This is a genomic window from Microbacterium altimontanum (assembly GCF_058349865.2).
Map to the genome: position 1 here is coordinate 105,107 of NZ_JBYRJB020000006.1, position 23,301 is coordinate 128,407.

The 23,301-nt window shown below is 70.3% G+C and carries 25 protein-coding genes; 10 read left to right on the forward strand and 15 right to left on the reverse strand.

The features are described 5' to 3' along the window. Positions 1–14 precede the first annotated feature (14 nt). The 4 genes from AC3RX1_RS12030 to AC3RX1_RS12045 form a co-directional block, all read right to left on the reverse strand. Complete coding sequence (locus tag AC3RX1_RS12030; protein WP_491501480.1) at positions 15–905, reverse strand: ABC transporter ATP-binding protein; 891 nt, start codon at positions 903–905, stop codon at positions 15–17. Next, positions 902–1,711, reverse strand: a complete 810-nt coding sequence (locus AC3RX1_RS12035) for an ABC transporter permease (RefSeq protein WP_491501481.1) — start codon at positions 1,709–1,711, stop codon at positions 902–904. Before AC3RX1_RS12035 ends, AC3RX1_RS12030 begins: the two co-directional genes overlap by 4 nt. Then, on the reverse strand, positions 1,708–2,466 hold the full coding sequence (gene modA / locus AC3RX1_RS12040; protein WP_491501709.1) for a molybdate ABC transporter substrate-binding protein: 759 nt from the start codon (positions 2,464–2,466) through the stop codon (positions 1,708–1,710). Before modA ends, AC3RX1_RS12035 begins: the two co-directional genes overlap by 4 nt. 61 nt (positions 2,467–2,527) lie before the next feature. Then, positions 2,528–2,923 carry a TOBE domain-containing protein gene (locus AC3RX1_RS12045; RefSeq protein WP_491501482.1) on the reverse strand — a complete coding sequence of 132 codons (396 nt, stop codon included), beginning with the start codon at positions 2,921–2,923 and terminating at the stop codon, positions 2,528–2,530. A gap of 399 nt (positions 2,924–3,322) precedes the next feature. Between AC3RX1_RS12045 and AC3RX1_RS12050 the strand changes: the two genes are divergently transcribed. Genes AC3RX1_RS12050 through AC3RX1_RS12075 form a run of 6 tightly spaced genes read left to right on the forward strand, consistent with a single transcriptional unit; the run spans position 3,323 to position 7,388 of the window. Next, a complete protein-coding gene (locus tag AC3RX1_RS12050; protein ID WP_491501483.1) occupies positions 3,323–4,429 on the forward strand; it encodes a ThiF family adenylyltransferase in 1,107 nt (368 codons plus the stop codon). Continuing rightward, positions 4,426–5,622 (forward strand): molybdopterin molybdotransferase MoeA, encoded by a 1,197-nt coding sequence (locus AC3RX1_RS12055; RefSeq protein WP_491501484.1) that lies wholly within the window; start codon positions 4,426–4,428, stop codon positions 5,620–5,622. Before AC3RX1_RS12050 ends, AC3RX1_RS12055 begins: the two co-directional genes overlap by 4 nt. Continuing rightward, positions 5,619–6,122, forward strand: a complete 504-nt coding sequence (gene moaC / locus AC3RX1_RS12060) for a cyclic pyranopterin monophosphate synthase MoaC (protein ID WP_491501485.1) — start codon at positions 5,619–5,621, stop codon at positions 6,120–6,122. Before AC3RX1_RS12055 ends, moaC begins: the two co-directional genes overlap by 4 nt. After that, positions 6,119–6,898: a molybdenum cofactor guanylyltransferase gene (mobA, locus tag AC3RX1_RS12065; RefSeq protein WP_491501486.1), complete on the forward strand. Its 780-nt coding sequence runs from the start codon at positions 6,119–6,121 to the stop codon at positions 6,896–6,898. Before moaC ends, mobA begins: the two co-directional genes overlap by 4 nt. Continuing rightward, positions 6,895–7,155, forward strand: coding sequence for a DUF6457 domain-containing protein (locus AC3RX1_RS12070; protein WP_491501487.1), 261 nt, complete (start codon positions 6,895–6,897; stop codon positions 7,153–7,155). The genes mobA and AC3RX1_RS12070 overlap by 4 nt, the downstream gene beginning before the upstream one ends. Next, positions 7,155–7,388 (forward strand): MoaD/ThiS family protein, encoded by a 234-nt coding sequence (locus tag AC3RX1_RS12075; RefSeq protein WP_491501488.1) that lies wholly within the window; start codon positions 7,155–7,157, stop codon positions 7,386–7,388. The genes AC3RX1_RS12070 and AC3RX1_RS12075 overlap by 1 nt, the downstream gene beginning before the upstream one ends. A gap of 99 nt (positions 7,389–7,487) precedes the next feature. Here AC3RX1_RS12075 and AC3RX1_RS12080 read toward each other — a convergent pair whose 3' ends face one another. From AC3RX1_RS12080 to AC3RX1_RS12095, 4 genes are all read right to left on the reverse strand, one after another. Continuing rightward, positions 7,488–7,913: a molybdenum cofactor biosynthesis protein MoaE gene (locus AC3RX1_RS12080; RefSeq protein ID WP_491501489.1), complete on the reverse strand. Its 426-nt coding sequence runs from the start codon at positions 7,911–7,913 to the stop codon at positions 7,488–7,490. Continuing rightward, entirely contained in the window at positions 7,910–8,389 is a 480-nt protein-coding gene (locus AC3RX1_RS12085; protein ID WP_491501490.1) for a MogA/MoaB family molybdenum cofactor biosynthesis protein, read from the reverse strand. The genes AC3RX1_RS12080 and AC3RX1_RS12085 overlap by 4 nt, the downstream gene beginning before the upstream one ends. A 30-nt stretch (positions 8,390–8,419) precedes the next feature. Continuing rightward, positions 8,420–10,120 (reverse strand): APC family permease, encoded by a 1,701-nt coding sequence (locus AC3RX1_RS12090; protein ID WP_491501491.1) that lies wholly within the window; start codon positions 10,118–10,120, stop codon positions 8,420–8,422. A gap of 224 nt (positions 10,121–10,344) precedes the next feature. Continuing rightward, a complete protein-coding gene (locus AC3RX1_RS12095) occupies positions 10,345–12,288 on the reverse strand; it encodes a helicase HerA-like domain-containing protein (protein ID WP_491501492.1) in 1,944 nt (647 codons plus the stop codon). Between the two features lie 43 nt (positions 12,289–12,331). Here AC3RX1_RS12095 and AC3RX1_RS12100 point away from each other — a divergent pair, with 43 nt between their 5' ends. Beyond that, complete coding sequence (locus AC3RX1_RS12100; RefSeq protein WP_491501493.1) at positions 12,332–12,832, forward strand: nitroreductase family deazaflavin-dependent oxidoreductase; 501 nt, start codon at positions 12,332–12,334, stop codon at positions 12,830–12,832. Position 12,833: 1 nt separating this feature from the next. Here the strand turns inward: AC3RX1_RS12100 and AC3RX1_RS12105 are convergent, their stop codons facing one another. The 6 genes from AC3RX1_RS12105 to rplJ all read right to left on the reverse strand — a co-directional run bounded on the left by AC3RX1_RS12105 (position 12,834) and on the right by rplJ (position 19,335). Next, positions 12,834–13,817: a carbohydrate ABC transporter permease gene (locus AC3RX1_RS12105; protein WP_491501494.1), complete on the reverse strand. Its 984-nt coding sequence runs from the start codon at positions 13,815–13,817 to the stop codon at positions 12,834–12,836. Continuing rightward, on the reverse strand, positions 13,817–15,130 hold the full coding sequence (locus AC3RX1_RS12110) for a carbohydrate ABC transporter permease (RefSeq protein ID WP_491501495.1): 1,314 nt from the start codon (positions 15,128–15,130) through the stop codon (positions 13,817–13,819). Before AC3RX1_RS12110 ends, AC3RX1_RS12105 begins: the two co-directional genes overlap by 1 nt. 104 nt (positions 15,131–15,234) lie before the next feature. Further along, positions 15,235–16,566, reverse strand: a complete 1,332-nt coding sequence (locus AC3RX1_RS12115; protein WP_491501496.1) for an ABC transporter substrate-binding protein — start codon at positions 16,564–16,566, stop codon at positions 15,235–15,237. Positions 16,567–16,757: 191 nt separating this feature from the next. After that, positions 16,758–17,987 carry a multidrug effflux MFS transporter gene (locus AC3RX1_RS12120; protein WP_491501710.1) on the reverse strand — a complete coding sequence of 410 codons (1,230 nt, stop codon included), beginning with the start codon at positions 17,985–17,987 and terminating at the stop codon, positions 16,758–16,760. Between the two features lie 399 nt (positions 17,988–18,386). Beyond that, entirely contained in the window at positions 18,387–18,776 is a 390-nt protein-coding gene (rplL, locus tag AC3RX1_RS12125) for a 50S ribosomal protein L7/L12 (protein WP_491501497.1), read from the reverse strand. Positions 18,777–18,819: 43 nt separating this feature from the next. Further along, entirely contained in the window at positions 18,820–19,335 is a 516-nt protein-coding gene (gene rplJ / locus AC3RX1_RS12130) for a 50S ribosomal protein L10 (RefSeq protein ID WP_491501498.1), read from the reverse strand. A 417-nt stretch (positions 19,336–19,752) separates the two neighbouring features. On the opposite strand from rplJ, the gene AC3RX1_RS12135 reads away from it, so the two are divergent. Further along, positions 19,753–20,052 carry a hypothetical protein gene (locus AC3RX1_RS12135; RefSeq protein WP_491501499.1) on the forward strand — a complete coding sequence of 100 codons (300 nt, stop codon included), beginning with the start codon at positions 19,753–19,755 and terminating at the stop codon, positions 20,050–20,052. Positions 20,053–20,402: 350 nt separating this feature from the next. Further along, on the forward strand, positions 20,403–22,016 hold the full coding sequence (locus AC3RX1_RS12140; RefSeq protein WP_491501500.1) for an HNH endonuclease signature motif containing protein: 1,614 nt from the start codon (positions 20,403–20,405) through the stop codon (positions 22,014–22,016). 226 nt (positions 22,017–22,242) lie between these two features. On the opposite strand, the gene AC3RX1_RS12145 is transcribed toward AC3RX1_RS12140, so the two are convergent. Continuing rightward, a complete protein-coding gene (locus tag AC3RX1_RS12145) occupies positions 22,243–22,557 on the reverse strand; it encodes a 4a-hydroxytetrahydrobiopterin dehydratase (protein WP_491501501.1) in 315 nt (104 codons plus the stop codon). 92 nt (positions 22,558–22,649) lie between these two features. Between AC3RX1_RS12145 and AC3RX1_RS12150 the strand changes: the two genes are divergently transcribed. Next, on the forward strand, positions 22,650–23,276 hold the full coding sequence (locus AC3RX1_RS12150) for a YqaJ viral recombinase family protein (protein ID WP_491501502.1): 627 nt from the start codon (positions 22,650–22,652) through the stop codon (positions 23,274–23,276). Positions 23,277–23,301: the final 25 nt, after the last annotated feature.

The following is a 23,301-nucleotide window of genomic DNA, read 5'->3' on the forward strand; positions in this document are numbered from 1 at the left end:
AGAGGATCCGATCGTCACACCGACGGCGGATGCACCGTCACGGTCGCCCCCGGCACGAGACCGGCGGCGGTCGGCAGCTCCATCACGATCTCGGCGCCGTCGGTCGTGCGTGCCCGGGCGCGGACGCCGGCGATGCCGGTCTCCACTGCCTCCACGCGAGCCCGCCACTCCGGCTGCGGCATCCCGATTCCCGCCCGCGCGACGCCGGCGACGAACGCCGTCGCGGGCGCCGCCAGCACGTCGCGCACCGGGCCGGATTGCGTGATCCGGCCCGCCTCGAGCACGACCAGCTCGGTGGCGAGGGAGGCCGCGTCGACGGCGTCGTGCGTCGCGATGAGCGTCGTCGTCCCCGCCGCCGCCAGCTGCTCGCGCAGGAGCGCGCGGATGCCGTCGGCCGTGCCGGGGTCCAGCGACGTGAGCGGCTCGTCGAGCAGGAGCAGCCCCGGCGCCACGGCGAGCGCGCGAGCGAGAGCGACGCGCTGCTGCTGTCCGCCCGAGAGCCGCGCCGGACGGCGGTCGCCGAAACCGGCGAGCCCCACCCGCTCCAGCCAGCCGTCGGCCTCGTCTCCGGCGGTACGGCGGGCGGTCCCGTGCGCGCGCAGGCCGAACGCGACGTTGTCACGCGCCGACAGATGCGGGAACAGCCGCGCGCGCTGTCCGAGCAGGATGACCCCGCGCCGATCCGTCCGCCCGTGGCGCCCGGCCGCGGCATCCGTCCCGTCCAGCAGCACGCGGCCGGATGCGATCGGCACCGTGCCGGCGAGCGCCCCGAACAGCGTCGACTTGCCGGCGCCCGACGGCCCCATCACCGCGACGACATCCCCGGGCTGCGCCCGCACCGTCGCGTCGAGCGTCCACCCGCCGCGGTCCACCCGCACGCGCGCGTCGAGGGCCGCGCCGGTCATCGCACTCCCTCCACGGCGTTGGGGCCGGCGCCGGCCGGACGCCAGGCGCGGGCGAGCAGCAGCACGACGATCGCGGTGACCAGCAGCAGCACCGAGAGCGCGATGGCAGCGCCCTGGCTGACGCCCGCGCCGTTGAACGCGGTGTAGATCGCGAGCGGCATGGTCTGGGTGACTCCGGGGGCGTTCCCCGCGAACAGCGCCGTGGCGCCGAACTCCCCCACCGCGCGCGCGAAGCACAGGATGACGCCCGAGAGGAGCCCGGGAGCGGCGAGCGGCAGGGTCACGCGCCACAGGATGGTCCAGCGGCCCGCGCCGAGGGCGGCTGCGGTCTGCTCGTACTCGAGTCCCGAGGTGCGCAGCGCGCCTTCCAGCGCGAGCACGAGGAAGGGCAGCGCGACGAAGGTCTGGGCGAGCACGACGGCCGTGGTCGTGAACGGGATCTGCACTCCTGTGCCGCCGAACCAGCCGGAGCGGCCGAACAGGAACAGCAGGGCGATGCCGCCGACCATGGGCGGCATGACGAGCGGCACGGTGACGAGGGCGCGCAGCACCGCGGCCGTGCGCGAGCGGGCGCGGGCGATGAGCAGCGCGAGCGGCACGCCGAGGGCGAGGCACAGCGCCGTGGCGATGAGCCCCGTGACGACCGACAGGCGCAGGGCGTCCAGGGCGGCCGGCGATGTGACGTCGACCCAGAGCGTCGCCCACTGCACACGGCCGATGAGGGCGACGAGGGGCAGCACGAGGAACGCCAGCCCGATCGCCGCGGGGACGACGAGCATCGGCGGCGCGTAGCCTCGGCGGGTCATGGCTGTGCGAAGCCGTATGCGGCGAGGATCCGCTGTCCCGCCGATCCGGTGATGAAGTCGACGAAGGCGTGGGCCGCTGCGGGGTTCGGCGCGTGCGTCAGCGCCGCGATCGGGTAGGAGTTGACGACCTCGTCGGCACCGACCGGCACGATCGTCTCGACCTGGTCGGTGGTCTCAGCATCCGTCTTGTAGACCAGCCCGGCGTCGGCTTCGTCGCTGCGCACCTTCGTGAGCACGGCGGTCACGTTCTGCTCCAGGCTCGCGGGCGTGACGGCGACGCCCTGGTCGGTCAGAAGGGTCCGGGATGCGGCGCCGCACGGCACCTCGGGCGCGCAGAGCACGACGTCGAGGTTCTCGTCGGCGAGGTCCTGTAGCGTCTTCACGTGGCCCGGGTTGCCCTTCGGCACCACGATCACCAGGGTGTTGCGGGCGAACACGACGGGGCCTTCGGCCAATCCCGCATCCGTCACCTTCGCCATGTTGCTCTCGTCGGCCGAGGCGAACACGTCGGCCTTCGCGCCGCCGTCGATCTGCGTGGCGAGCGTGCTCGATCCGTCGTAGTCCGCGGTGACGTGCACGCCGGGATGCGTCGCACTGAATTCGCCGATCACGTCGTCGAACGCGCCCTTCAGCGATGCGGCCGCGAAGACGGTGATGTCGCCGCCGATGCCGTCCGCGGTGCCCGACGGTGCGGGAGCCGCGGCGCAGCCCACGAGTGCGAGGGCAACGGATGCGGCGGCCGCCGCCAGCACCATCGAGCGGCGCAGCGTCGTCCCGGCGTCGCGCACCGAGGCGCTGCGTTTCGCCTTGCGCTGCTCACCCACGCGGAGTCTCGACGATCACGGTGGTGGCCTTCACGACGGCCACCGCGAGCGAGCCGACCTCGAGCCCCAGATCGCGCACCGCCTCGGCCGACATGAGCGAGACGACACGATGCGGACCGGCCTGGATGTCGACCTGCGCCATGACCCCGTCCGCCTGCACGCGAGTGACCAGTCCGGTGAACCGGTTGCGGGCGCTGGAGAGCACATCCGTGGGGTCTGCGGCGGCGTTCGCGAGCTCGACGGCGCGGTGCGCCAGAGCGTCGCCGGGGATCTCCGCCGGACTCGCGTCGGTGACCGGCAGCACTCCCTGCTCGACCCATCGACGCACGGTGTCGTCGCTCACTCCGAGCAGTCGCGCCGCCTGGGCGATCTTGTACCCCGCAACCACAGGCTCACCGTATCACCGCATCTGCGGTCCTATCGACCATTTCCTTCCGCACTCGCGCCTCTCGCTGCACCCCATCCGTCCCCCCGTCCCGCGACTTTGCCCCACCCTTCGTCGACTTGGCCCTCCGTTCCCCGACTTGCCCCGCGGTTCGCCGACTTGCCCCCTTGGTTCGTCGAGTTGCCACTCCGTTCCCCGAGTTGCCCCTTGGTTCGTCGACTTGCCCCTCCGTTCGCCGCCTTGCCCCTCCGTTCGCCCACTTGCCCCTCCGTTCCCGAGTCGCCGACCGTGACGGGCGGCATGCACCCGAGGAATGAGCGATCGGCGCGCAGCCGCGCACCGGGACAATTTCTCCCGGCCGGCGACGGCCCGGGCCGCGGCGGCGCTGGCTACGCTGAAAGCATGCTGCCCCCGCTGGTCGAGCCGATCGCCGCCCTGAGCGACGCCGAACAGGTTCGCACCGCCCGCCACCAGCGCCTCGCCGGCCTCGGACCCGACGGCCAGCGGCGCATCGCCGCCGCTCGCGTCGGCGTGATCGGCGCCGGCGGACTCGGCTCACCCGTCGTCCTCGCTCTCGCCGCAGCCGGTGTCGCGGAGCTCGTCGTGTTCGACGACGACGAGGTCGACGCATCCAACCTGCAGCGCCAGGTCATGCACCGCCGCCAGGACGTCGGCCGCCCGAAGACCGACAGCGCCGAGCGCGTCGCGTCAGACCTCTCCGAAACCCGCGTGCGCGCCGTGCGGACGCGGCTCACGCACGCCAACGCCGCCGACCTCCTCCACGGCGTCGACCTCGTCCTCGACGGAACCGATTCCTTCGACAGCCGCGAGATCGTCGCCGCGGCGTGCGAACGTCTGCGGCTGCCTCTCGTGTGGGGCACCGTGCAGGAGTACGCGGGTCTCGTGACGGTGTTCTGGTCTGCCCCGCCGGCACCCGCGGAACCCGTGGGTTTGCACGACCTCTACCCCGCCGGAAGCGAAGCGCCGGCGTGCTCGGCCGTCGGCGTGCTCGGCCCGCTGTGCCTCCAGGTCGGGGCGCTCATGGCCACCGAGGCGCTGAAACTCATCACGGGAATCGGCCGGCCGCTGCTCGGTCGCGTGGCACTGATCGACGCTCTCGCCGGAGCGCAGCGCGAAGTGCCCCTGCGGGCGACACGGGCGACGGATGCCGTGAACCCGCGCACGTCGGGAGGAGACGCGTACGCGGATGCGGACGTGCCCATCCGGGACGTCGACGACCCCGGCGCGGCCGTCGTGATCGATGTGCGCGAGGCGTACGAAGTGGCGGCCGGCATGCTGCCCGGCGCGCGGCACCTTCCGCTCGCCGATCTGCTGGGAGACACGATCGCCGTCGCCGCCGAACTCGCCGACCGGCCCGCGGTGATCGTCTGCCAGGCGGGCGTCCGTGCGCGCACCGCCGCGCATGCGCTGCGGACCGCGGGCGCCGACGTGGCCGTGCTGCGCGGCGGCATGGACGGCTGGAACTCTCGCCACGCGGAGCACGCATGATCACCGTCGAGGAGCACCGCGCCCGCATCCTCGCCGCCGTCGCGCCGCTGGAGACCCTCACCGTGTCGGTCGACGCGGCGCTGGGCCGCACGCTCCGCGAACCCGTCCTGTCGGCTGTGGACCTGCCGTTGTTCGACAACTCGGCCATGGACGGATTCGCCGTCCGCTTCGCCGACGTGACGGCAGCCGATCAGTCCTCGCCCCTGACGCTGCGGGTCGTGGCCGACCTCCCGGCCGGAACCTCCGACAACCCTCCGCTGGCGGCAGGTCAGGCCGCCCGCATCATGACGGGAGCGCCGGTGCCGACGGACGCCGACGCGATCGTGCCGTTCGAAGACACCGCCGGAGGCCTCGCCGACTCCCTCGACCTCATCACGGTTCTCGCCGCACCCCGCCGCGCCGGGGCGCACATCCGCCGCCGCGGCGAGGAGCACCGGGCGGGCGACGAGATCCTGCCGGCCGGCGTGCGTCTCGGCGCCCGCCAGCTCGCGGCGGCCGCGGCTGCGGGTGTGGCGGATGTCGTCGCCTCGCGCGCTCCGCGCGTCGCCGTGGTGTCGACCGGCGACGAGCTGCGCCGGCCCGGTGAAACGCTCGCGCATGGTGAGATTCCCGAGTCGAACGGCACGCTGCTCGAGGCGCTGTGCCGCGAGGCCGACGCGGAGGTCGTGCTGCGCACGGTGGTGCGCGACGACGGCGAGGGGCTGCGGCGCGCGTTGGAGGATGCGTCGGCTCTCGGCGCCGATGTCGTCATCACCTCGGGCGGTGTCAGCGCCGGCGCCTACGAAGTGGTGAAGAACGTCGTGCCGATGGACTTCGAGAAGGTCGCGATGCAGCCCGGGAAGCCGCAGGGATTCGGCGCCGGGACCCCGCTGCTGTTCGGCCTGCCCGGCAACCCCGTGAGTGTGGCGGTGTCGTTCGAGGTGTTCGTTCGCCCGGCGCTGCTCGCGCTCCAGGGACGCACGGTGCTCGATCGGCTGAGCGTGCGACTTCCCGTTCTCGAGGGATGGCGCACGCCCCCCGCGCGACGCCAGTACCTGCCGGTCGTCATCGCGCCGGACGGCGTGCGGCCCGCGTCGTCGGGCGGCTCGCACCTCGCAGCAAGCCTCGGACGCGCCCACGGCTACGCCGTCGTGCCGGCCGAGGTCGACGCGGTGGCCGTGGGCGACATCGTCGATGTCATGCTGGTGTCATGAGCTTCACGCACCTCGATTCCGCCGGCAACGCCCGTATGGTCGATGTCACCGAGAAGCAGCCCACGGTGCGCTCGGCGACGGCACGCGGATTCGTGCGCTGCGCACCGGAGGTCGTCGCCGCCCTGCGCGACGGCACCGTGCCGAAGGGCGATGTCCTCGCCGTCGCCCGCATCGCCGGTATCGCCGCGGCGAAGCGCACGCCCGAGCTCCTCCCCCTTGCGCATGTCATCGGCGTGCACGGCGCCGTCGTCGATCTCGCCGTCGTGGACGACGGAGTCGAGGTCGAGGCGACCGTCCGCACCGCCGACCGCACCGGGGTCGAGATGGAGGCCCTCACCGCCGTGTCGGTCGCGGCTCTCGCGATCGTCGACATGGTGAAGGGGATGGACAAGGCCACATCGTTCACCGACGTGCGCATCGTCGCCAAGACCGGCGGCAAGTCAGGCGCCTGGCGGCGGCCCGACGAACCCGAGCGGCCATACGAACCCGAGCGGCCATGACGGACCGCACCCGGAGCGCCGCCGCGTCGACGTGGTCGATGATGGATCCCGCGCGCAGCGCCGCCGCCTCGCTGACGGATCCCGCCCGCGGCGCCGCCGGATCGAATCCCACGTCCCTGGACCGGTCGACGTCGTCGGTGACGGACCCCTCGACGCCGACACTCGGCGCGATCCTCCTCGCCGGTGGGCGCGCGTCGCGTATGGGCGGTATCGACAAACCGGGTCTCGAGATCGGCGGCATGAGCATGCGTGACCGTGCGATCCGCGCCGCGACCCTCGCGGGCGCCGACCCGGTCGTCGTCGTCGGCCCGCAGGTGCCCACCACCGTCGGCGTCCGCGACGACTCGGCGACTCTGCGGTGGGTGCGTGAGGACCCGCCGTTCACGGGCCCCGTCGCCGCCCTCGCCGCGGCCCTCGATGGCGCCACCGGTCTCGCGGCGGCGCACGAGCCGGAGTGGACCCTCGTCCTCGCATGCGACCTCCCTCGCGTGAACACCGCCGTCCGACGGCTCGTGGGCGACATCATGCTCCTGCCCGCCGACACCGACGGCGCGTGCCTCGCCGACGACTCCGGCCGCCCGCAATGGCTCACCGGCGTCTACCGCACCGCGGCGCTGCGGGGTGCGGCCGCAGCAGCAGCGGATGCGGGCCGCGGGATGTCGATGCGTGCGCTGCTCGCCGACCTTGCGATCGCCGCCGTGCGCGACGGCGAGGACGCCGCCCGCGACATCGACACATGGGACGATCTGGAACACTTCACGAAGGAGGAATCATGAGCGAGCATCTGCCGCCCGAGGCCCTCGACCGCTGGGCCGACGCACTGCGTGAACGGTTCGGACTCGCCCCCGAGGACGTGCCGATCGCGCTCATCCTCGATCTGGCGAAGGATGTCGCCACCGGCGTGGCACGCCCCGCGGCGCCGTTCAGTGCGTTCGTCGCCGGACTCGTCGCCGGCCGCGCCGGCGGCTCTCCCGAGAAGGTGCGCGAGACGGTGGCGGCCGTGTCCGAGCTCGCGAAGACCTGGGAGGCGTGATGGCGCGCGTGCGGTTCTTCGCCGCGGCCGAAGAGGCCGTGGGCGTTCCCGAGCGCGAGGTCGACGCATCCGATCTCGGCGCCCTGCGGAAGGCTCTCGTCGCCGATCATCCCGCACTGGCGCGCATCCTGCCGCGCTGCTCGGTGCTCGTCGACGGAGCGCGCACCGACGACGACGAGCTGCTGCCGGCCCCTGCCGTGGTCGACGTGCTGCCGCCGTTCGCCGGCGGCTGAGCGGCGCTGCCCGCCGCTCGGCATCGCCCTCCGCGCACGATCGCCCGCCGCGCGGCGCCCGCCGCGCACACTCCCCGCAGCGAAACCAGACCGGCGACGCTACCCGCCGAGGCCCTTCCAGGCCGTGGTGCCATCGACCTCGATCTGGCGCTTCCACACCGGCAGGCTGTGCTTGATCGACTCGATGAGGGCACGGCACACGTCGAACGCCTCCCCGCGGTGCGCCGACGACACCGCGATCACGACGGCGGCGTCGCCCACCGCGAGGCGGCCGATCCGGTGACTCACTGCCACGATCGCGTCCATGTCGCCGACGGCCTCCTCGGCGAGGCGGTGAAGGGTCTGCTCGACATCGGGATGCGCGGTATACTCCAGTGCGACGACCCCGGTCGCGGCATCCGGATCGTGGTCGCGCACGCGCCCGACGAAGGAGATCTCCGCCCCCATCCGCGGATCGTCGACGGCGGCGCGGTGCGCCGCCTCGTCGAGCGGGTCCGCGGTGACCCGCGCGATGCGGACGGTCATCGGTGGTCGTCTCCGCGCAGCTGTCCCAGCACGTGCGGCGCGACCGAGAGGATCACCGGCATCCCGGCCTCGACCGCCGCGGGCGATCCGGGCAGGTTGACGACGAGCGCGGCCTCGGCGACACCCGCACGCCCGCGCGACAGCATCCCGGCGGGCTTGTCGGCGGTCGCCCGGCGCCGCAGCTCCTCAGCGATGCCGGGGATGCGCCGGGTGATCACCCGCTCGGTGGCTTCGGGCGTCTCGTCCCGCGGGCCGACTCCCGTGCCTCCCGTCGTGACGATGACGCGGACGCCCCGGTTCATCGCCTGACGCAGCGCGCGCTCAACACTGTCGGCGCCGTCGGGCACGACGACCGGCTCGTCGCAGGCGAAGCCCGCCTCGCGCAGCGCCGCGACAGCGATGGGGCCGCTCAGGTCTTCCCGCTCGCCGCGGCTCGCGCGATCGGACACGGTGATCACAGCTGCCGAGTACTGCATGGCCCCAGCCTAGCCAAGGGCCGTCCTGCCTCAGGCGACGGCACCGCCGGTGATCGTCTCGTCTTCGATCTCGGACTCGTGCTCGGCGTCCTCGATGTACTCGTCGACGATGTCGGTCGGCAGTGTGAACTTCACGGCGAGCCAGTAGATCAGCGCGGTCACTCCCACGTTGATGAGGAATACCCAGAAGAACATCGTCTTGTCGAACTGCTCGCCGAAGATGCCCGAGCTGAACAGGAAGCTCGTCAGGCCGTACAGCACGAACCACGGCAGGATCCAGATCGCGCCGATCTTGAAGAACAGCGGCGGCTGCGTGCCCTTGCGGCCGAACAGCTGGAACAGCCCCATGACGACGTAGCCGATCACGATCGTGACGAGCAGCTTCCAGTTCGTGTCCCACCCGGCCCAGAACATGATCATGTTCGCGCTGTAGAACGCGAGGAACGGGATGATGTCACCGCCGGGCAGCCGGAACGGGCGCTCCCGATCGGGGTACTTCCGCCGCATCACGGCCACCACGAGCGGGCCCGATCCGAACGACATCACCGTGGCGCTCGTGATGAAGCCGACGAGCGACTGCCAGCTCGGGAACGGCAGCAGCAGCACGACGCCGACGCAGAACGTCACGATGAGGCTCCAGTGCGGAACCCCGTGCCGGTTGTTGCTCGCCAGCCACCGCGGGGCGTTCTGGTTGCGGCCCATCGCGTACGAGACGCGCGACGCGATCGCGGTGTAGATGAGCCCGGTGTCGGCTGGCGAGATGATCGCGTCGAAGTAGAGGATGTACGCCAGCCACGCGAGGCCCGCCATCGTTGCGAGCGCGGCGAGCGGCCCGAAGTCGTTCGTGAAGGCGAGCCCCGCCCATCCGCCCGACTTCTGCAGCACCGATTCCGGGACCGCGAGGGTGAACGCGAGCTGCAGCAGGGCGTACAGCACGGCGCAGATCACGACCGAGCCGATGAGCGCCAGCGGGATGTTGCGCTTCGGGTTCGTCGTCTCGCCCGCCAGCTCGATGCCCTGCCGGAAGCCCAGGTACGAGAACGTGATGCCGGCCGTCGCGATGCACACGAACACCGCCGCGAAGCCGCCGGGGGCGAACCCGAACGAGGTGAAGTTGCCGATCGTCCCCATCCGCGCCGTGGCGAACGACGTGATGAGGAACACCGCGATCACGAGCACGATGACCCCGAGCTTCCACCACACCAGCACGTTGTTGATCTGCGCGAACAGCCGCACGCCGTAGTAGTTGAGCACGACGAACAGCGCGAGCAGGATGATCGCCACGACGATGCCGAGCGGGGTCAGCACCTGTGCCGTCGCGCCGGCGTCGGTCGCCTTCACGGTGAACGGCGCGAACTTCGTCGCGTACGTCAGCGCGCCGGTGACCTCGATGGCCGGCACGGCGGCCGAGGCGATCCAGGTGATGAATCCCAGGGAGTAGCTGCCGAACGAGCCCCACACGAGGTGCGGATACCGCACCACGCCGCCCGAGATGGGGAACATCGGGCCGAGCTCGGCGTAGCACAGGCCGATCAGGATGATCATGATGCCGGCGATGAGCCAGGAGAAGATGGCGGCGGGGCCGGCGATGGCCGAGGCGTGGAATGCGCCGAACAGCCACCCCGATCCGATGATCGATCCGACCGCCGCGAACAGCAGTCCCACCGGTCCGATGTGCCGCTTCAGCTTGTGGCCGCCGTGTGCCGCCTGTGTCTTCTCCGTCGTCGACATCGCATCTCCTCCTCGAGCGTCTGGGGTTCGTGGAGGACGTGTACAGCCGCGCGGACCCGTTTTCGCACGTTACGCTCGCGTCGCCGCGCTCGCCACCCCCTTTCCGGCGCGTCAGCGAGACGGATGCGTCGCCGGCCCGGACGCGACGAGCGGCCCTCGTGCGCAGGTGTCAGGACACCCCGCCACCGGGCACCCGGGCCGGCCGTCGCGGGCGTGCTGACGCGTCAGCGGCGCCGACCGGTGCCGAAGATGCCGCGGATGACGCCGTTCAGGATCGTCTGCGTCGCCTTCGAGCCGAGGATCTCTTCGATCGGAGACTTCTCCGCCCGGCGGGAGGTGCGCGTCGTGCCGCCGGTCTTGCGCATGATCCGGTCGTACTCCGCCTGTGCCTTCTTCTCGGCCGCCGCCTGCGCCTTGTCCATCTCGGCCTGCTGCCGGGCGAGCTCGGCGTCGGCTTTCGCCTTCTCGGCGGCGGCTTCCTCGTCGGCCTGCGCCTGTTCGGCGGCGTTGATCTTCGCGGTGAGGATCTCGCGCGCCGATTCCCGATCGATCGCCGTGCCGTACTTCGCGAGCAGCGGCGAGGCCTTCACCGCCGCGACGATCTGGGGGTCCGGTGTCGGCGACATGAGACCCTGCGGTGCGCGCAGCCGCGTCCAGGCGACTGGGGTCGGCGCGCCCTTCTCGCTCATCACCGTGACGACGGCCTCGCCGGTGCCGAGCTCCTGCAGCACGCGCTCGAGGTCGTAGCCCGACCGCGGATAGGTGCCGACGGTCGCCTTCAGCGCCTTCGCGTCGTCCGGCGTGAACGCGCGTAGCGCGTGCTGCACGCGCGAGCCGAGCTGGCCCAGCACGTCGGAGGGCACGTCCTTCGGCGTCTGGGTGACGAAGAACACGCCAACGCCCTTCGAACGGATGAGGCGCACTGTCTGCGTGATCGACGCGAGGAAGTCCTTCGACGCATCCGCGAACAGCAGATGCGCCTCGTCGAAGAAGAACACGAGCTTCGGCTTGTCCGCATCCCCCACCTCCGGGAGCACCTCGAACAGGTCGGCGAGCAGGTACATGAGGAACGTCGAGAACAGTGCCGGCTTGTCGATCACCCCCGGCACCTCGAGCAGGCTGATGATGCCGCGCCCGGAGCCGTCGGTCCGCAGGAAATCGGCGGCGTCGAACTCCGGCTCGCCGAAGAAGACGTCGGCGCCGGCGTCGGCGAACGTGATGAGCTCGCGCAGGATGACGCCGGCCGTCGCCGCCGAGAGGCCGCCGATACCCGTGAGCTCGTCCTTGCCCTCGTCGCTCGTGAGGTAGGTGAGGACGGCCCGCAGGTCGGAGAGGTCGACGAGCGCGAGACCCGCCTGGTCGGCGTAGTGGAAGACCAGCCCGAGGCTCGACTCCTGCGTCTGGTTGAGCCCGAGCACCTTGCTGAGCAGCAGCGGTCCGAAGCCCGACACCGTGGCGCGCACCGGGATGCCTTCGCCGACGCCGCCGAGGGCGAAGTACTCGGTGGGCGACGCCGCGGGCTTCCAGTCCTGCCCGATGCCGCGCGTGCGGGCGAGGAGCTTGTCGCTCGGCACCCCGGGCGTTGCGACGCCGGAGAGGTCGCCCTTGATGTCGGCAGCGAACACCGGCACGCCGTGGGCGGCAAGCTGCTCGGCAAGGCCCTGCAACGTGCGGGTCTTGCCGGTGCCGGTGGCGCCGGCCACGAGACCGTGCCGGTTCAGCATCGCCAGCGGGATGCGGATCTGCGCCGCAGGCACCGGCTCGGTGTTCACGAGCGCACCGAGCTCGAGCGCGGGCGCCTCGAACGTGTATCCCTTGACGATCGCGGCGACCTCGTCGTCGCTGAGCGGGCCGGATGCGTCGGCCGCGGGCGAAGGTCCCGGGCCGGATGCGTCGGCCGGCGCCGGAACTTCAGCTGCCGGCGCCGAGTCCGACACGGGAGCCTCGACGGAAGGGGCGGCGGCAGACGCATCCGTCGGCACGTCGTCCTGACCGGCGCCCTCCGCCGTGCCACCGGCGTGGGCTTTCGCTGCAGCGGCTTCGGCGGCCGCCAGCGCGGCCTTCGCCTGCGCCGCCTTCAGCGCCGCCTCGGCGGCCTCCGCCTCGGCGCGAAGCCGCTCCAGCTCCGCCTGCGCGGCGACGACGGCGGGATCGGTGGGCTCGCTCATGGGCACAGCATAGCCACCGGCTTCTGTGCGCCAGAATGTCGGCATGGGCAGCATCCGCCAGGCGGTGCGCGGGGTCGTCGCACCACTCACCCAGACCGCGCTGTTCCGCCGCGTCGGCCGGCGGGTCATGCCGGTGCTCGAGCGCTGGTTCAGCGTCGTCAGCGGCGGACGGATGCCGATCAGCGGCGTCCTGGTCCCCTCGCTGCGGCTGTTCACGACGGGTGCGAAGAGCGGGCAGACGCGTGTCGTCGAGTTGATGTACACGCCCGACGGCAGCGGGAGCGCGATCGTCGCGGGTACGAACTTCGCCGGTGCGCGGCATCCCGCCTGGACGGCGAACCTCATCGCACATCCCGATGCCGAGATCGTCGTGCGGGGGCGGCGGCTCGCCGTGCACGCCGAGCGGATCACCGGCGGCGCGCGCGACGAGGCGTGGGCGCGCATCGAGGCGCAATGGCCGAACTACCGCTCCTACGAGCGGGAGTCCGGCCGCGCGGTGCGCCTGTTCCGTCTGCGCCCGATCGCCGAGCTCGGGCGCAGCTGACCTATCCCTTCGTCGCGCCGGCCATCAGGCCGCGCACGAAGAACCGCTGCAGCGCGAAGAACACGACCAGCGGCACGATGATCGAGATGAAGGTACCGGCCGACTGCAGATACCACCGATCGCCCCAGGTGCCCGAGAGGGAGTTCAGCGTCTGCGTCAACGGCAGCGAGGAGCCCGGTGCGAAGATCGTCGCGACCAGCAGGTCGTTCCAGACCCAGAGGAACTGGAAGATCGCGAACGACGCGATCGCCGGCATCGCGAGCGGGATGATCATCCGGAAGAAGATCTGGCCGTGCCCGGCGCCGTCCACGCGGGCCGCCTCGATCAGCTCGCCGGGGATCTCGGCGATGAAGTTGTGCAGCAGGAAGATCGCCAGCGGCATCGCGAAGATCGCATGCGCGATCCACACGGTCGCGAAGCTGTGGTCGACGTCGCGCAGCGTGAACCCGGGGAAGACGGTGACGCCCCAGAGGCTGAGCCCGCGGGAGAACAGGCTCAGCAGGGGCACGAGCGCCATCTGGATCGGCACGATCTGCAGCGCGAACACGAAGACGAACAGCGTGCCCCGGCCCTTGAACGGGATCCACGCGAACGCGTACGCCGCCAGGGCCGCGATCGAGATCGGGATGAGCGTGGCCGGGATGGCGATGGCCAGCGAGTTGATGAAGGACTGGCCGAGGGTCAGCGCCGTGCCGCCGGAGTTCAGCGCCTCGAAGTAGTTCTCGAGCGTGAAGGCCGGGTTGACGAACACGGTCCACCATCCGGTGGTGTTCGAGTCGGCGCCAGGTCGGAACGACGTGACGAACAGGCCGAACGTCGGGATCGTCCAGATGATGGCGATGATCGCGGCCGCGATCGTCGCGCCGCGCGAGGTGAGGCGCTTCTGCGCCTGCCGTTCGGCCTTGCGGGAGTCGCGATCGACGGTGCGCGCGGAGCGTGTGTCGGCGGGTTCCTCCACCGTCGCATCGATGGGCACGGTGGCCATCAGCGGACCTCCCTCTGCTTGCGCATCTGGATGACGTTGTACACGATCAGCGGCAGCACGAACAGGAACAGCACGACGGCCAGCGCCGAGGAGTGCCCGTAGCTCTGGAAGCGCTGCTGCTGGTTGACCATCTCGAAGCCGAGCACCGAGCTGTTCGAGCGCCCGCCGGTCATCACCGCGACGATGTCGTACACCTTGAGGGCGGCGATGGTGATCGTGGTGAGGACCACGATGAGGGAACCGCGGATGCCGGGGATCGTGACGTTCAGGAACCGCTGCCAGGCGCTCGCGCCGTCGAGCTGCGCCGCCTCGTGCTGGTCGCTCGGCACGGCCTTGATCGCCGCCGAGAGGATGACCATCGCGAAGCCGGTCTGGCTCCAGATGAACACCGCGAGCAGGCAGAACGTGTTGATCAGCGGCTGCGCGTCGAGCCAGCCGACGGGCTGACCGCCGAACCAGGTGATGATGGCGTTCAGCAGACCCACCTGCTGGCCCTGCCGGTAGTCGTAGACGAACTTCCAGATGATGCCGGCGCCCACGAACGAGATCGCCACGGGCATGAAGACCCAGAGCTTGAGGAACTTCTCGCCCCGGGCGCGGTCGACGAACGCCGCGTACACGAGGCCGATCGCGGTCGCGATGGTCGGGGCGAGCAGCGCCCAGATCACGGTGTTGATGACCGACCAGAACCCGTAGGGGTTCGTGAAGGTCCACACGTAGTTGTCGAACCAGACGAACTCCTTGCCGGTCTTGTCGAAGAACGACTGGACCACGGTCGAGATCGCCGGGTAGACGAGGCCGGTCAGCAGCAGGATCGCCGCCGGGGCCATGAAGATGATGAGCTGGTAGACGTAGCCGGCGCCCTCGCGCGCCCGGTAGTCGGCGAAGAAGAGGATGGCGCCCGCCAGCAGCGCGATCGCGACGACGTAGAGGACCGCGTTCTGATACGGCCGCAGCACCATGAGCGCGAGCACCGGGATGATGAAGCAGGATGCGGCGCGCAGCCAGAAGTATCCGCGGCCGGGGCGCGGCGCGAACTCGATCAGCACGAGGATGATCGCCACCACGACCGCGAACAGCGCGACGACGATCGGAATCTGCACGAGCGGGTTCAGCCCGCCGATCCAGACGAAGAAGCTGTTCAGCGAGAAGCCGAGGCTGGTCGGCGGCGCGTCTTCGACGGGCTGCTGGAACAGGAGTCCGGCGAGCGCCGCGAGCAACAGCAGCGCGGCGACGAGGACGATGACTCCGGTGACCCGGCGCGAGAGCCGTGTGCGTGTTCGCGACACGACCGCGGGATCAGCACTCACCATGGTTCTGCCTTTCTGAGCACGCCGTCGTACTCGCCCTGGGGGTCAGGCTAGCGCGGCCGGGCGGGTCACCGTCGGTGATCCACCCGGCCGCGAGCCGAAACGGACTAGTTCTCGTACCCTGCCTGAATGGCCGAGAGCACCTGGTCGGTCGGCATGCCGTCGATCCAACTGACCATGCCCTTCCAGAACGAGCCCGAGCCGACGGTCGCCGGCATCAGGTCGGAGGCGTCGAAGCGGAAGGTCGTGTTCTTGTCCTGCACGAGCTTCATCGCCTCCTGCAGGAACTGGCTGGACGCGAGCGACGGGTCGGCACCGCTGTTGGCGGAGATGACTCCACCCAGCTTGACCCGCGCGTTGGCGAAGTCCGGCGTCGTCATGAACTCCTGGACCTTCTTGACGGCCGCATCGTCGGAGAACGCGGCGACGAACTCGCCACCGCCCTCGACAGCCGTCTCGCCCTCCTTCAGACCCGGCAGCACGAACGCGTACACATCGCCGTCGGGGGCGACGGTCGGCGTCTTGCCGTCCTTCGTCTTCACGTCGAGGAAGTTCGACGAGAGGAACGATGCCTGGTGGGTCAGGGCGCAGGTGCCGTCGGCGACCTTCGCCGCGACATCCGCGAACGCCGTGGAGTTGATGCTCTTGACGTCGCCGAAGCCGGCGTTGACATAGTTCTTGTCGAGCAGGACCTTGCCGACGGCGTCGAACGCGTCCTTGATCTGCGGGTCGGTGAACTTCACCTTGCCGTCGACCCACTGGTCGTACACGTCGGGGCCCGACTGCCGCAGCACGAGGTCCTCGATCCAGTCGGTGCCCGGCCAGCCCGAGGCGTCACCCGATGCGAAGCCGGCGCACCAGGGGGCCTTTCCGGTCTTCTCCTGGATCGTCTTGGTCAGCGCGAGGAGGTCGTCCCACGTCTTCGGAACCTCGACGCCCCACGACTTGAACTGCGACGGCGAGTACCAGACGTAGCCCTTGACGTTCGCGAGCATCGGCGCCGCGTAGAACGTGCCGTCGGCGCTGCCGTACGACTTCCACGCCTCCGACCAGTACTTGTCGACGTTGCTGCTGACGGTGTCGTCGGCCTTCTTGACCTCACCGGTGGCGATGAGCGACTTGAGCAGACCGGGCTGCGGCACGATCGCGATGTCGGGGGCCGAGCCGCCCTGCACCTTCGTGACGATGTTGCCCTCGAAGCTCTTGTCGCCGGTGTACTCGACCTTGATGCCGGTGTCCTTGGTGAACTGGTCGAACGACTTGTTCAGCAGGTCTGCCTCGGAACCGGTGATGCCGCCGGAGATGTGGACGGTCTTGCCCTTCACATCGTCATTGCCGCCGCCGCCACCGCTGGTCTCGGCACAGCCGGTCAGCACGATTCCCGCAACACCCACAAGGGCCAGCGGGAACATGACGGAACGTCGAATCGACTTGTCCATTTGTCCTCCTCGTCAAGGATGCTGGCAGCACGCCGGAATCTCGGGCGGCGCAAGCGCTTACAGCCGAACGTACAGTCGCACTGACGGCAATTCAACACGACGGCGGTAACGGGTTGATAACTTATGGGAGCGCTCTCACGAGAGTGGGACGAAGCCCCGGCGGACCGTTCGCGTGCCCGGGATCCGGCGGTTCAGGGCGCGAGCTGGGGCACGGTGCGGGGCCGCACGACGAGCCACAGAGAGAGCACTCCGATCACGGCGCATCCGATCATCACGATGGCCATCGTGGTCGGGGTGATGCCGGCCTCGGTCGCGATGAGGCCGACGAGGGGCGAGATGAGTCCCGCGACCGCGTTGTTCGAGAATCCGATGAGGGATGCCGCGGTGCCGGCCGCCTTTCCATGGCGGTCGAGCGAGAGAACCTGCACGCAGGGGAACGTGAACCCGCAGGCCGTCATGAACACGAACAGCGGGATGATCGTGCCCCACAGTCCTGCCCCGAGCAGGTCGCAGACGGCGATGGCCGACGCGGCGACGACCAGCACCGCGGTCGAGAAGGCGAGCACCCACTGGGGGCCGAAGCGCGCAGCGAGCCGTGCCGCGATCTGGTTGCCGATCACGAGGCCGATCGAGTTCGCGGCGAAGAGCAGCCCGTACTGCTGCGCGTTGAAGCCGTACGACTCCTGGAACAGGAACGAGGAGCTGGAGAGGTAGGAGAACAGCCCGCTGAAGGTCATCGCGCCGATGACGAGAACGCCGACGAAGATGCGGTCGCGGAACACGGCGGCGTAGCGCTGGAGCACGGTGGTCGACCCGCGGTCCTGCCGGCGGGCGCGCGGGAGCGTCTCGGGGAGGACGAACAGCGCGCAGGCGAGCATGACGATGCCGTAGCCGGCGAGCACGACGAAGATGCCGCGCCACGGGATCACCGCGAGCAGCGCCGATCCGATGAGGGGTGCGAGCACCGGGGCGGCACCGGTCACGAGGGCGAGGCGGCTCAGCATGACGACGAGCCGCCGGCCGCCGAACAGGTCGCGCACCATCGCCATCGCCACGACCGCACCGGCGGCCGCCCCCATTCCCATGAGGACACGTGCTCCGCCGAGGAGCAGGAGCGTCGGTGCCAGCGCCGCCGCGACGCTCGCGACCACGTGGACGCTGGTCGCGATCAGGAGCGGCACCCGGCGCCCGAGCTTGTCGCTGAGGGGGCCGACGATGAGCTGGCCCAAGCCGAAGCCGATCATGGTGCCGGTGAGGGTGAGCTGCACGGCGGCGGCGGTCGTCTGGAAGTCGGCCTCGAGGATCGGGAACGCCGGAAGGTAGAGATCGACCGTGAACGGACCGAGGGCGGTGAGCGCGCCGAGCAGCACGATGTAAGCCACCCGGCGAGCGGTCGAGATCGCATCGCCCGGGTGCAGCATGATGGGCGCGGTGGCCGGGTCGGATCCCAGCGTGCGGATCGCGGCGGTCGCCGACGGCACGCGGATGGTGCCGGTCGCTGTGCGGATCGAGCCGGTCGTGGTGAGCGACTCGCCGGGGCGGAGCCGGTCGGCCGGCGGCCGGCGGTCGTCGTCAGGGGTGGGGGCAGGCGTGCGGGAGGATGCGGAGGTCACGTGTCGTTTCGGTCGGCGAATGGGACGCAGGGGCTCGGTGACGCGTCGGTCACCGGGAGCGCGGAGGAGGTGGCCGAATCGATTCGGCTCTCGATCAATGCTACTCGTCGGCATCCGTCGCCCCTCATGCGTCCCTCGACGTGACGCCTGGTGGGACGCACGAAGGCCCCGAGCGCAGCGCTCGGGGCCTTCGCGGAACAACGGTGATTACTTGAGCGTAACCGTGGCGCCGGCCTCTTCGAGAGCGGCCTTCGCCTTGTCGGCGGTCTCCTTGTTGGCGCCCTCGAGGACGGCCTTCGGAGCACCGTCGACGACGGCCTTCGCGTCGCCGAGGCCGAGCGAGGTGAGCTCGCGGACGACCTTGATGACCTGGATCTTCTTGTCGCCGACCGACTCGAGGATGACGTCGAACGAGTCCTTCTCCTCGGCCTCCTCGGCGGGGGCACCACCGGCGGGGGCGCCGGCAGCGGCAACCGCGACCGGGGCGGCGGCGGTGACGTCGAAGGTCTCCTCGAAGGCCTTCACGAACTCGCTGAGCTCGATGAGCGTGAGCTCCTTGAAGGCGTCGAGCAGCTCGTCAGTGCTGAGCTTTGCCATGATGATTCTCCTTGATTGGGGTTGTGCTGGCCGGGGCCCGATGTCAGGCCGCGGACTCCTGCTTCTCGCGCAGCGCGTCGACCGTGCGAACGGCCTTCGACGGGAGCGCATTGAAGACGAATGCTGCCTTGGTCATCGAGGCCTTCATCGCGCCGGCGAGCTTCGCCAGCAGGACTTCACGGCTTTCGAGGTCGGCGAGCTTGTTGACCTCTTCGGGGGTCAGGGGGGCACCGTCGAAGTAGCCGCCCTTGATCACCAGAAGAGGGTGTGCCTTGGCGAAGGCGCGCATGCCCTTCGCGACGGCGACCGGGTCACCGTGCACGAAGGCGATGGCCGACGGGCCCTTGAGCTCGTCATCCAGCGCCGAGATCCCGGCCTTGTCGGCCGCGATCTTGGTCAGCGTGTTCTTCACCACGGCGTATTCCGCGTCCTGACGAATGCTGTTGCGGAGCTCCTTGAGCTCGGCAACCGTCAGACCGCGGTACTCGGTGAGCAGAACGGCGGTCGAGTTCTCGAAGTTCTTCGAGAGCTCGGCGACCGCCTGGTCCTTCTGCGCCATGGCCACTCCTTGTCTGTGTTCCACGTCCCGCGGTGGCGGGTCGTGGCCTCGGATCTCCGGCCGCACGGCAAACAAAAACGCTCCGGCGCAAGCGCACGGAGCGGGAGTCCTGGAATCAGGAGAATCGTTCGTGACACCTGCGCGGGCCCCTGCTGTGCAGTGCTTCGGTCTTCGTGTTCGCACACGTCGACGACCGGCGGTCTTCGGCTCCCGTCAGTCTACGCGATGCCGCGGGGTGCTCAAAATCGGCGGCGGACGGTACCGGATGCGTCGCCGCTGCGCCTCCGGAAGCGCCGCCGGGGCACGCGCTCATCGGGTCCTCCCCAACTTCAGTGCGAGACCGGCCATCCCCAGATCGCCGCCCGGAGACCGCGCGCCGGCCGCGGATCGTCCGTCCCCGCTCGTACCGTCAGGGCCATGTTGCGGCGCGTCGATTCTGGAGCGGCCGAGGCCGCGTACCCCGTTCCGTGGCTCGTCGATCGCGACGAGCTCCCGTGGTGCGCGCTGCGCAACATCAGCAGCGAAAGGCTGACGGATGTCTCGACCCAGTTCTTCGGCGACGGGTGGGCGGAGCCGGCAGTCCCCCGAAGGAGCCTGGACCCCGGCGAGGAGCTGCGGTTCGCGTTCTTCGGGGAGCAGGCGATGGCCTCCGGACAGATCACGGTGCACTGGCGTCGCCCGGATGGGCGCGAGTACGCCTGGACGTTCGTATGCTGACCGCACGATGCGAATCCGCCGGTCGGTCGTCGAGGGAGGAGCGCAGCGACCGGGTCGAAACGCCTCCGGTCGTCATTCCCGGGAGGTCGTTGAGCGAGGGAGCGCAGCGACCGAGTCGAAACACGTGGGGAGCAGAGAGCGGGTTCGGCCGGCTTCGCTCGCTCAACGATCGGGGGTCACCCCTTCCCGCGAGTAGCGCGGGCATTGGCAGGGGCTCTGCCCACTCGGCGAACGTGGGAAGTTCAACACTTCCTCCACAAGCGCAACCGTCGGGCGGTTATCCACAGAAATGGCACGTGATCTGGGGATCGCCAAATTCCGATGTCGGAGGTCGGCGACATGATGGGAGTATGAACAAGACACCGGCAGACCTGCTCGAGTCGCTCTCGCGGCTCGACGAACTGCTGGGTGAAGACGTGCGTGACACGCTCACCGATGACATCGCGCAGGCGATGACACAGGAGCAGTTGATCACCTTCGGGCATCTCACTGAATCGGTGGGGCGACGTGCCGATGCTCTGCGGGTCACCGCAGCTGCAGAGATCGACGAACGGTCGCGCCCCGAGCTCGGCGAGGAGCGGCTGTCGGCACGCCACGGCTGCGCGAACGCGGTCGAGATGCTGTGCCGCATCACCCGCGTCTCGTCGGCGACGGCTCGCGCCCGGATGCGGCAGGGCCGCGCGGTCGCCACACGGAGGACACTCACCGGTGAGCCGCTTCCCGCGCTCTTCCCCTCGGTCCGAGAGGCGATGACCGACGGCGCCATCGGCCTCGACAGCATCGCGGCGGTGACCAGCGTGCTCTCGCCCATCGCCGAGCGGTGCGATCCGATGCAATGGGCCGCCGCCGAGTACGAACTGACAGCGGCATCCACTGGTCAGAGCGAAGATGGGGCCACGGCGTGCACCGCCGACGACACCCGCCTGCAGGCGAAAGTCTGGGAACTCGTCCTCGACCCAGACGGGGCGTTGCCTGTGCACGAGCGCGCCGCGCTGAAGCGGGGGATCTCGTTCGGCCCCGAACGCGACGGCATCCGCGCCGTCCGCGGAGGCGTTCTCGCCGAGGTCTATGAACAGTTCCGGCTGATCGCCGACGCGGTGCTCAATCCGCGGGTCGACGACCTTCCCGATGCCTCCGGCAACAGCTTCGCAGATGGCGTCGGCGCCACCAACTCCTCCGCCGGCGACAGCCTCCCAGATGACACCGCCGCCACCGACGCCTCCATCGGCAACGATTCCGCCGGCGACGCGAGCGGCCAAGGCGCCGGCACCGCCGGGGTGCGATTCCGTGAGAGCGCCGAGGGTCCCGACGAACCGGTCGATACCCGCACGCACCCGCAGAAGCTGCATGACGTGCTCGCCATGATCCTCGGTGTGGCCGGCCGCTCCGCTGACATGCCCACCATCGGTGGAGCAGCACCAGCCGTGGTCATCACCATCGACGCCGACGACATCGATCGCGACGACGGTGTCGGATTCATCAACGGCACCGACTGCACCGTCCCCGCCTTCGTCGCCCGGCATGCCGCCTGCAACGCGGGCACCCAGCACATGGTCCTCGCCAGCGACGGCCGCATCATCGAACTCGGTTCCCCGAACCGCACCTTCACGCCGCATCAGCGTCGGGCGATCAACGCGCGCGATGGCGAATGCGTCATCCCCGGCTGCCACGTGCGCGCGCCGTGGTGCGAGGTGCACCATGTCATTCCGCATGCCCAGGGCGGGCCCACCCACGTCGATAACGGAGTCCCGCTCTGCTGGTGGCACCATCGCACGATCGACACCAGCGGGTGGGAGATCCGCATGGTGGACGGGCTCCCCGAGGTCCGCGCGCCCCGCTCGATCGACCCGGATCGGCGATGGAGACCCACCGCAGGATCGCTCCACCGCGCCCGGAACCGACTCCGACGGCGCGTCGGCGGCAGGCGCAGATCACCGAGGGGCGAACCGGTCAGGCGCACGTAGATCGCGGAACGGCGCGGGTCTTCGTTCGGTTCTCCGACTTCCTGTCGCAGATCATCGACGACGGCGTCACCGGACTCGAGAAGCGCTCGCTGTTCCTGCGCCCGCTCCTGCACGAGAATCTGCGGATCGACGATCTGCGGATCGAACGCGAAGAGGCAGCCGTGTCGTGAGCGGGGCGCACCGTTGGAGCCATGCCGGCGCGAGAAGCGGGGTGCGTGTCGCAGACTCAGTCGCCGGCGGCGGGGTCGGCGTCGATGCCGAGCTCGTGCGCCGCGCGCGAGATCGCCGCGGCGAGCTCCGCGTCCTTCTGCGTCACGCCGTTGGCGTCGTGGCTCGTCAGTCGCACCCGCACGGCGGGATACGTGACCTCCACGTCGGGATGGTGATTCGCCGCCTCGGCCAGCTCGGCGATCACCGCGAACAGGCGCGCCCCGGTCGCGAAGTCCCCCGTCCGGAACTGCGTGGTCACGCTGTCGTCGGCCATACGCCACTCGCCGACTCCCTCGGCCGCCCGGAACTGCTCATTCGTCATGACGTCCATGACTCGACCCTGCCACTCTCCGCCGATACCGCAACCCCCGGTTCCCCGCGTCGCGAGCGGGCATCGTCGCATGTGAGGCGTACCCTCGAGGAGTGACCCCGGAACTCGCCGAACGCATCATCGCGGACTCCCGCGATCGCGTCGGCTGGCTCCGCGCCCGATCCCGGGGCATCACGGCCACTGACGTGGCGACACTGACCAGTGAACGGGCGATCGCGCGCGCCGCCGACACCAAGCTCCGCGGCAGCGGATTCACCGGCAACGCCTACACCGACCACGGCCGCCGACGCGAACCCGAGATCGCCGCGTGGGTCGCGGCGACCCACGGCATCCGGCCGTCGTCAGCGCTGTTCCGCGCCGTCGTCGAACCGCGTCACCTCGCGACGCCCGACGGACTGGCGGTGGATGCGGCCGGCCGAGTCATCCTCGCCGAGATCAAGACCACCAACAAGGCGTGGCGTACCATCCCCCGCTCGTACCTGAGGCAGGTGTGGTGGCAGCAGCACGTGATCGGCGCCGAGCGCACCCTCGTCGCCTGGGAGCAGCACGACGGCTTCGTCCCCGTCGACGACGAACCCCGCTGTGCCTGGGTCGAACGCGACGACGCCGAGATCGCGGGGCTCGTCCGGCTCGCCACGGCGCTCATCGACGAATTGCACCGGCGGACGCATCCCGCCCCCGCCCGCCAGGCGTATCGCGCCCTCGCTCTCGCCGACTGACGCGTTGCCCGAAGCGTCGTCGGAC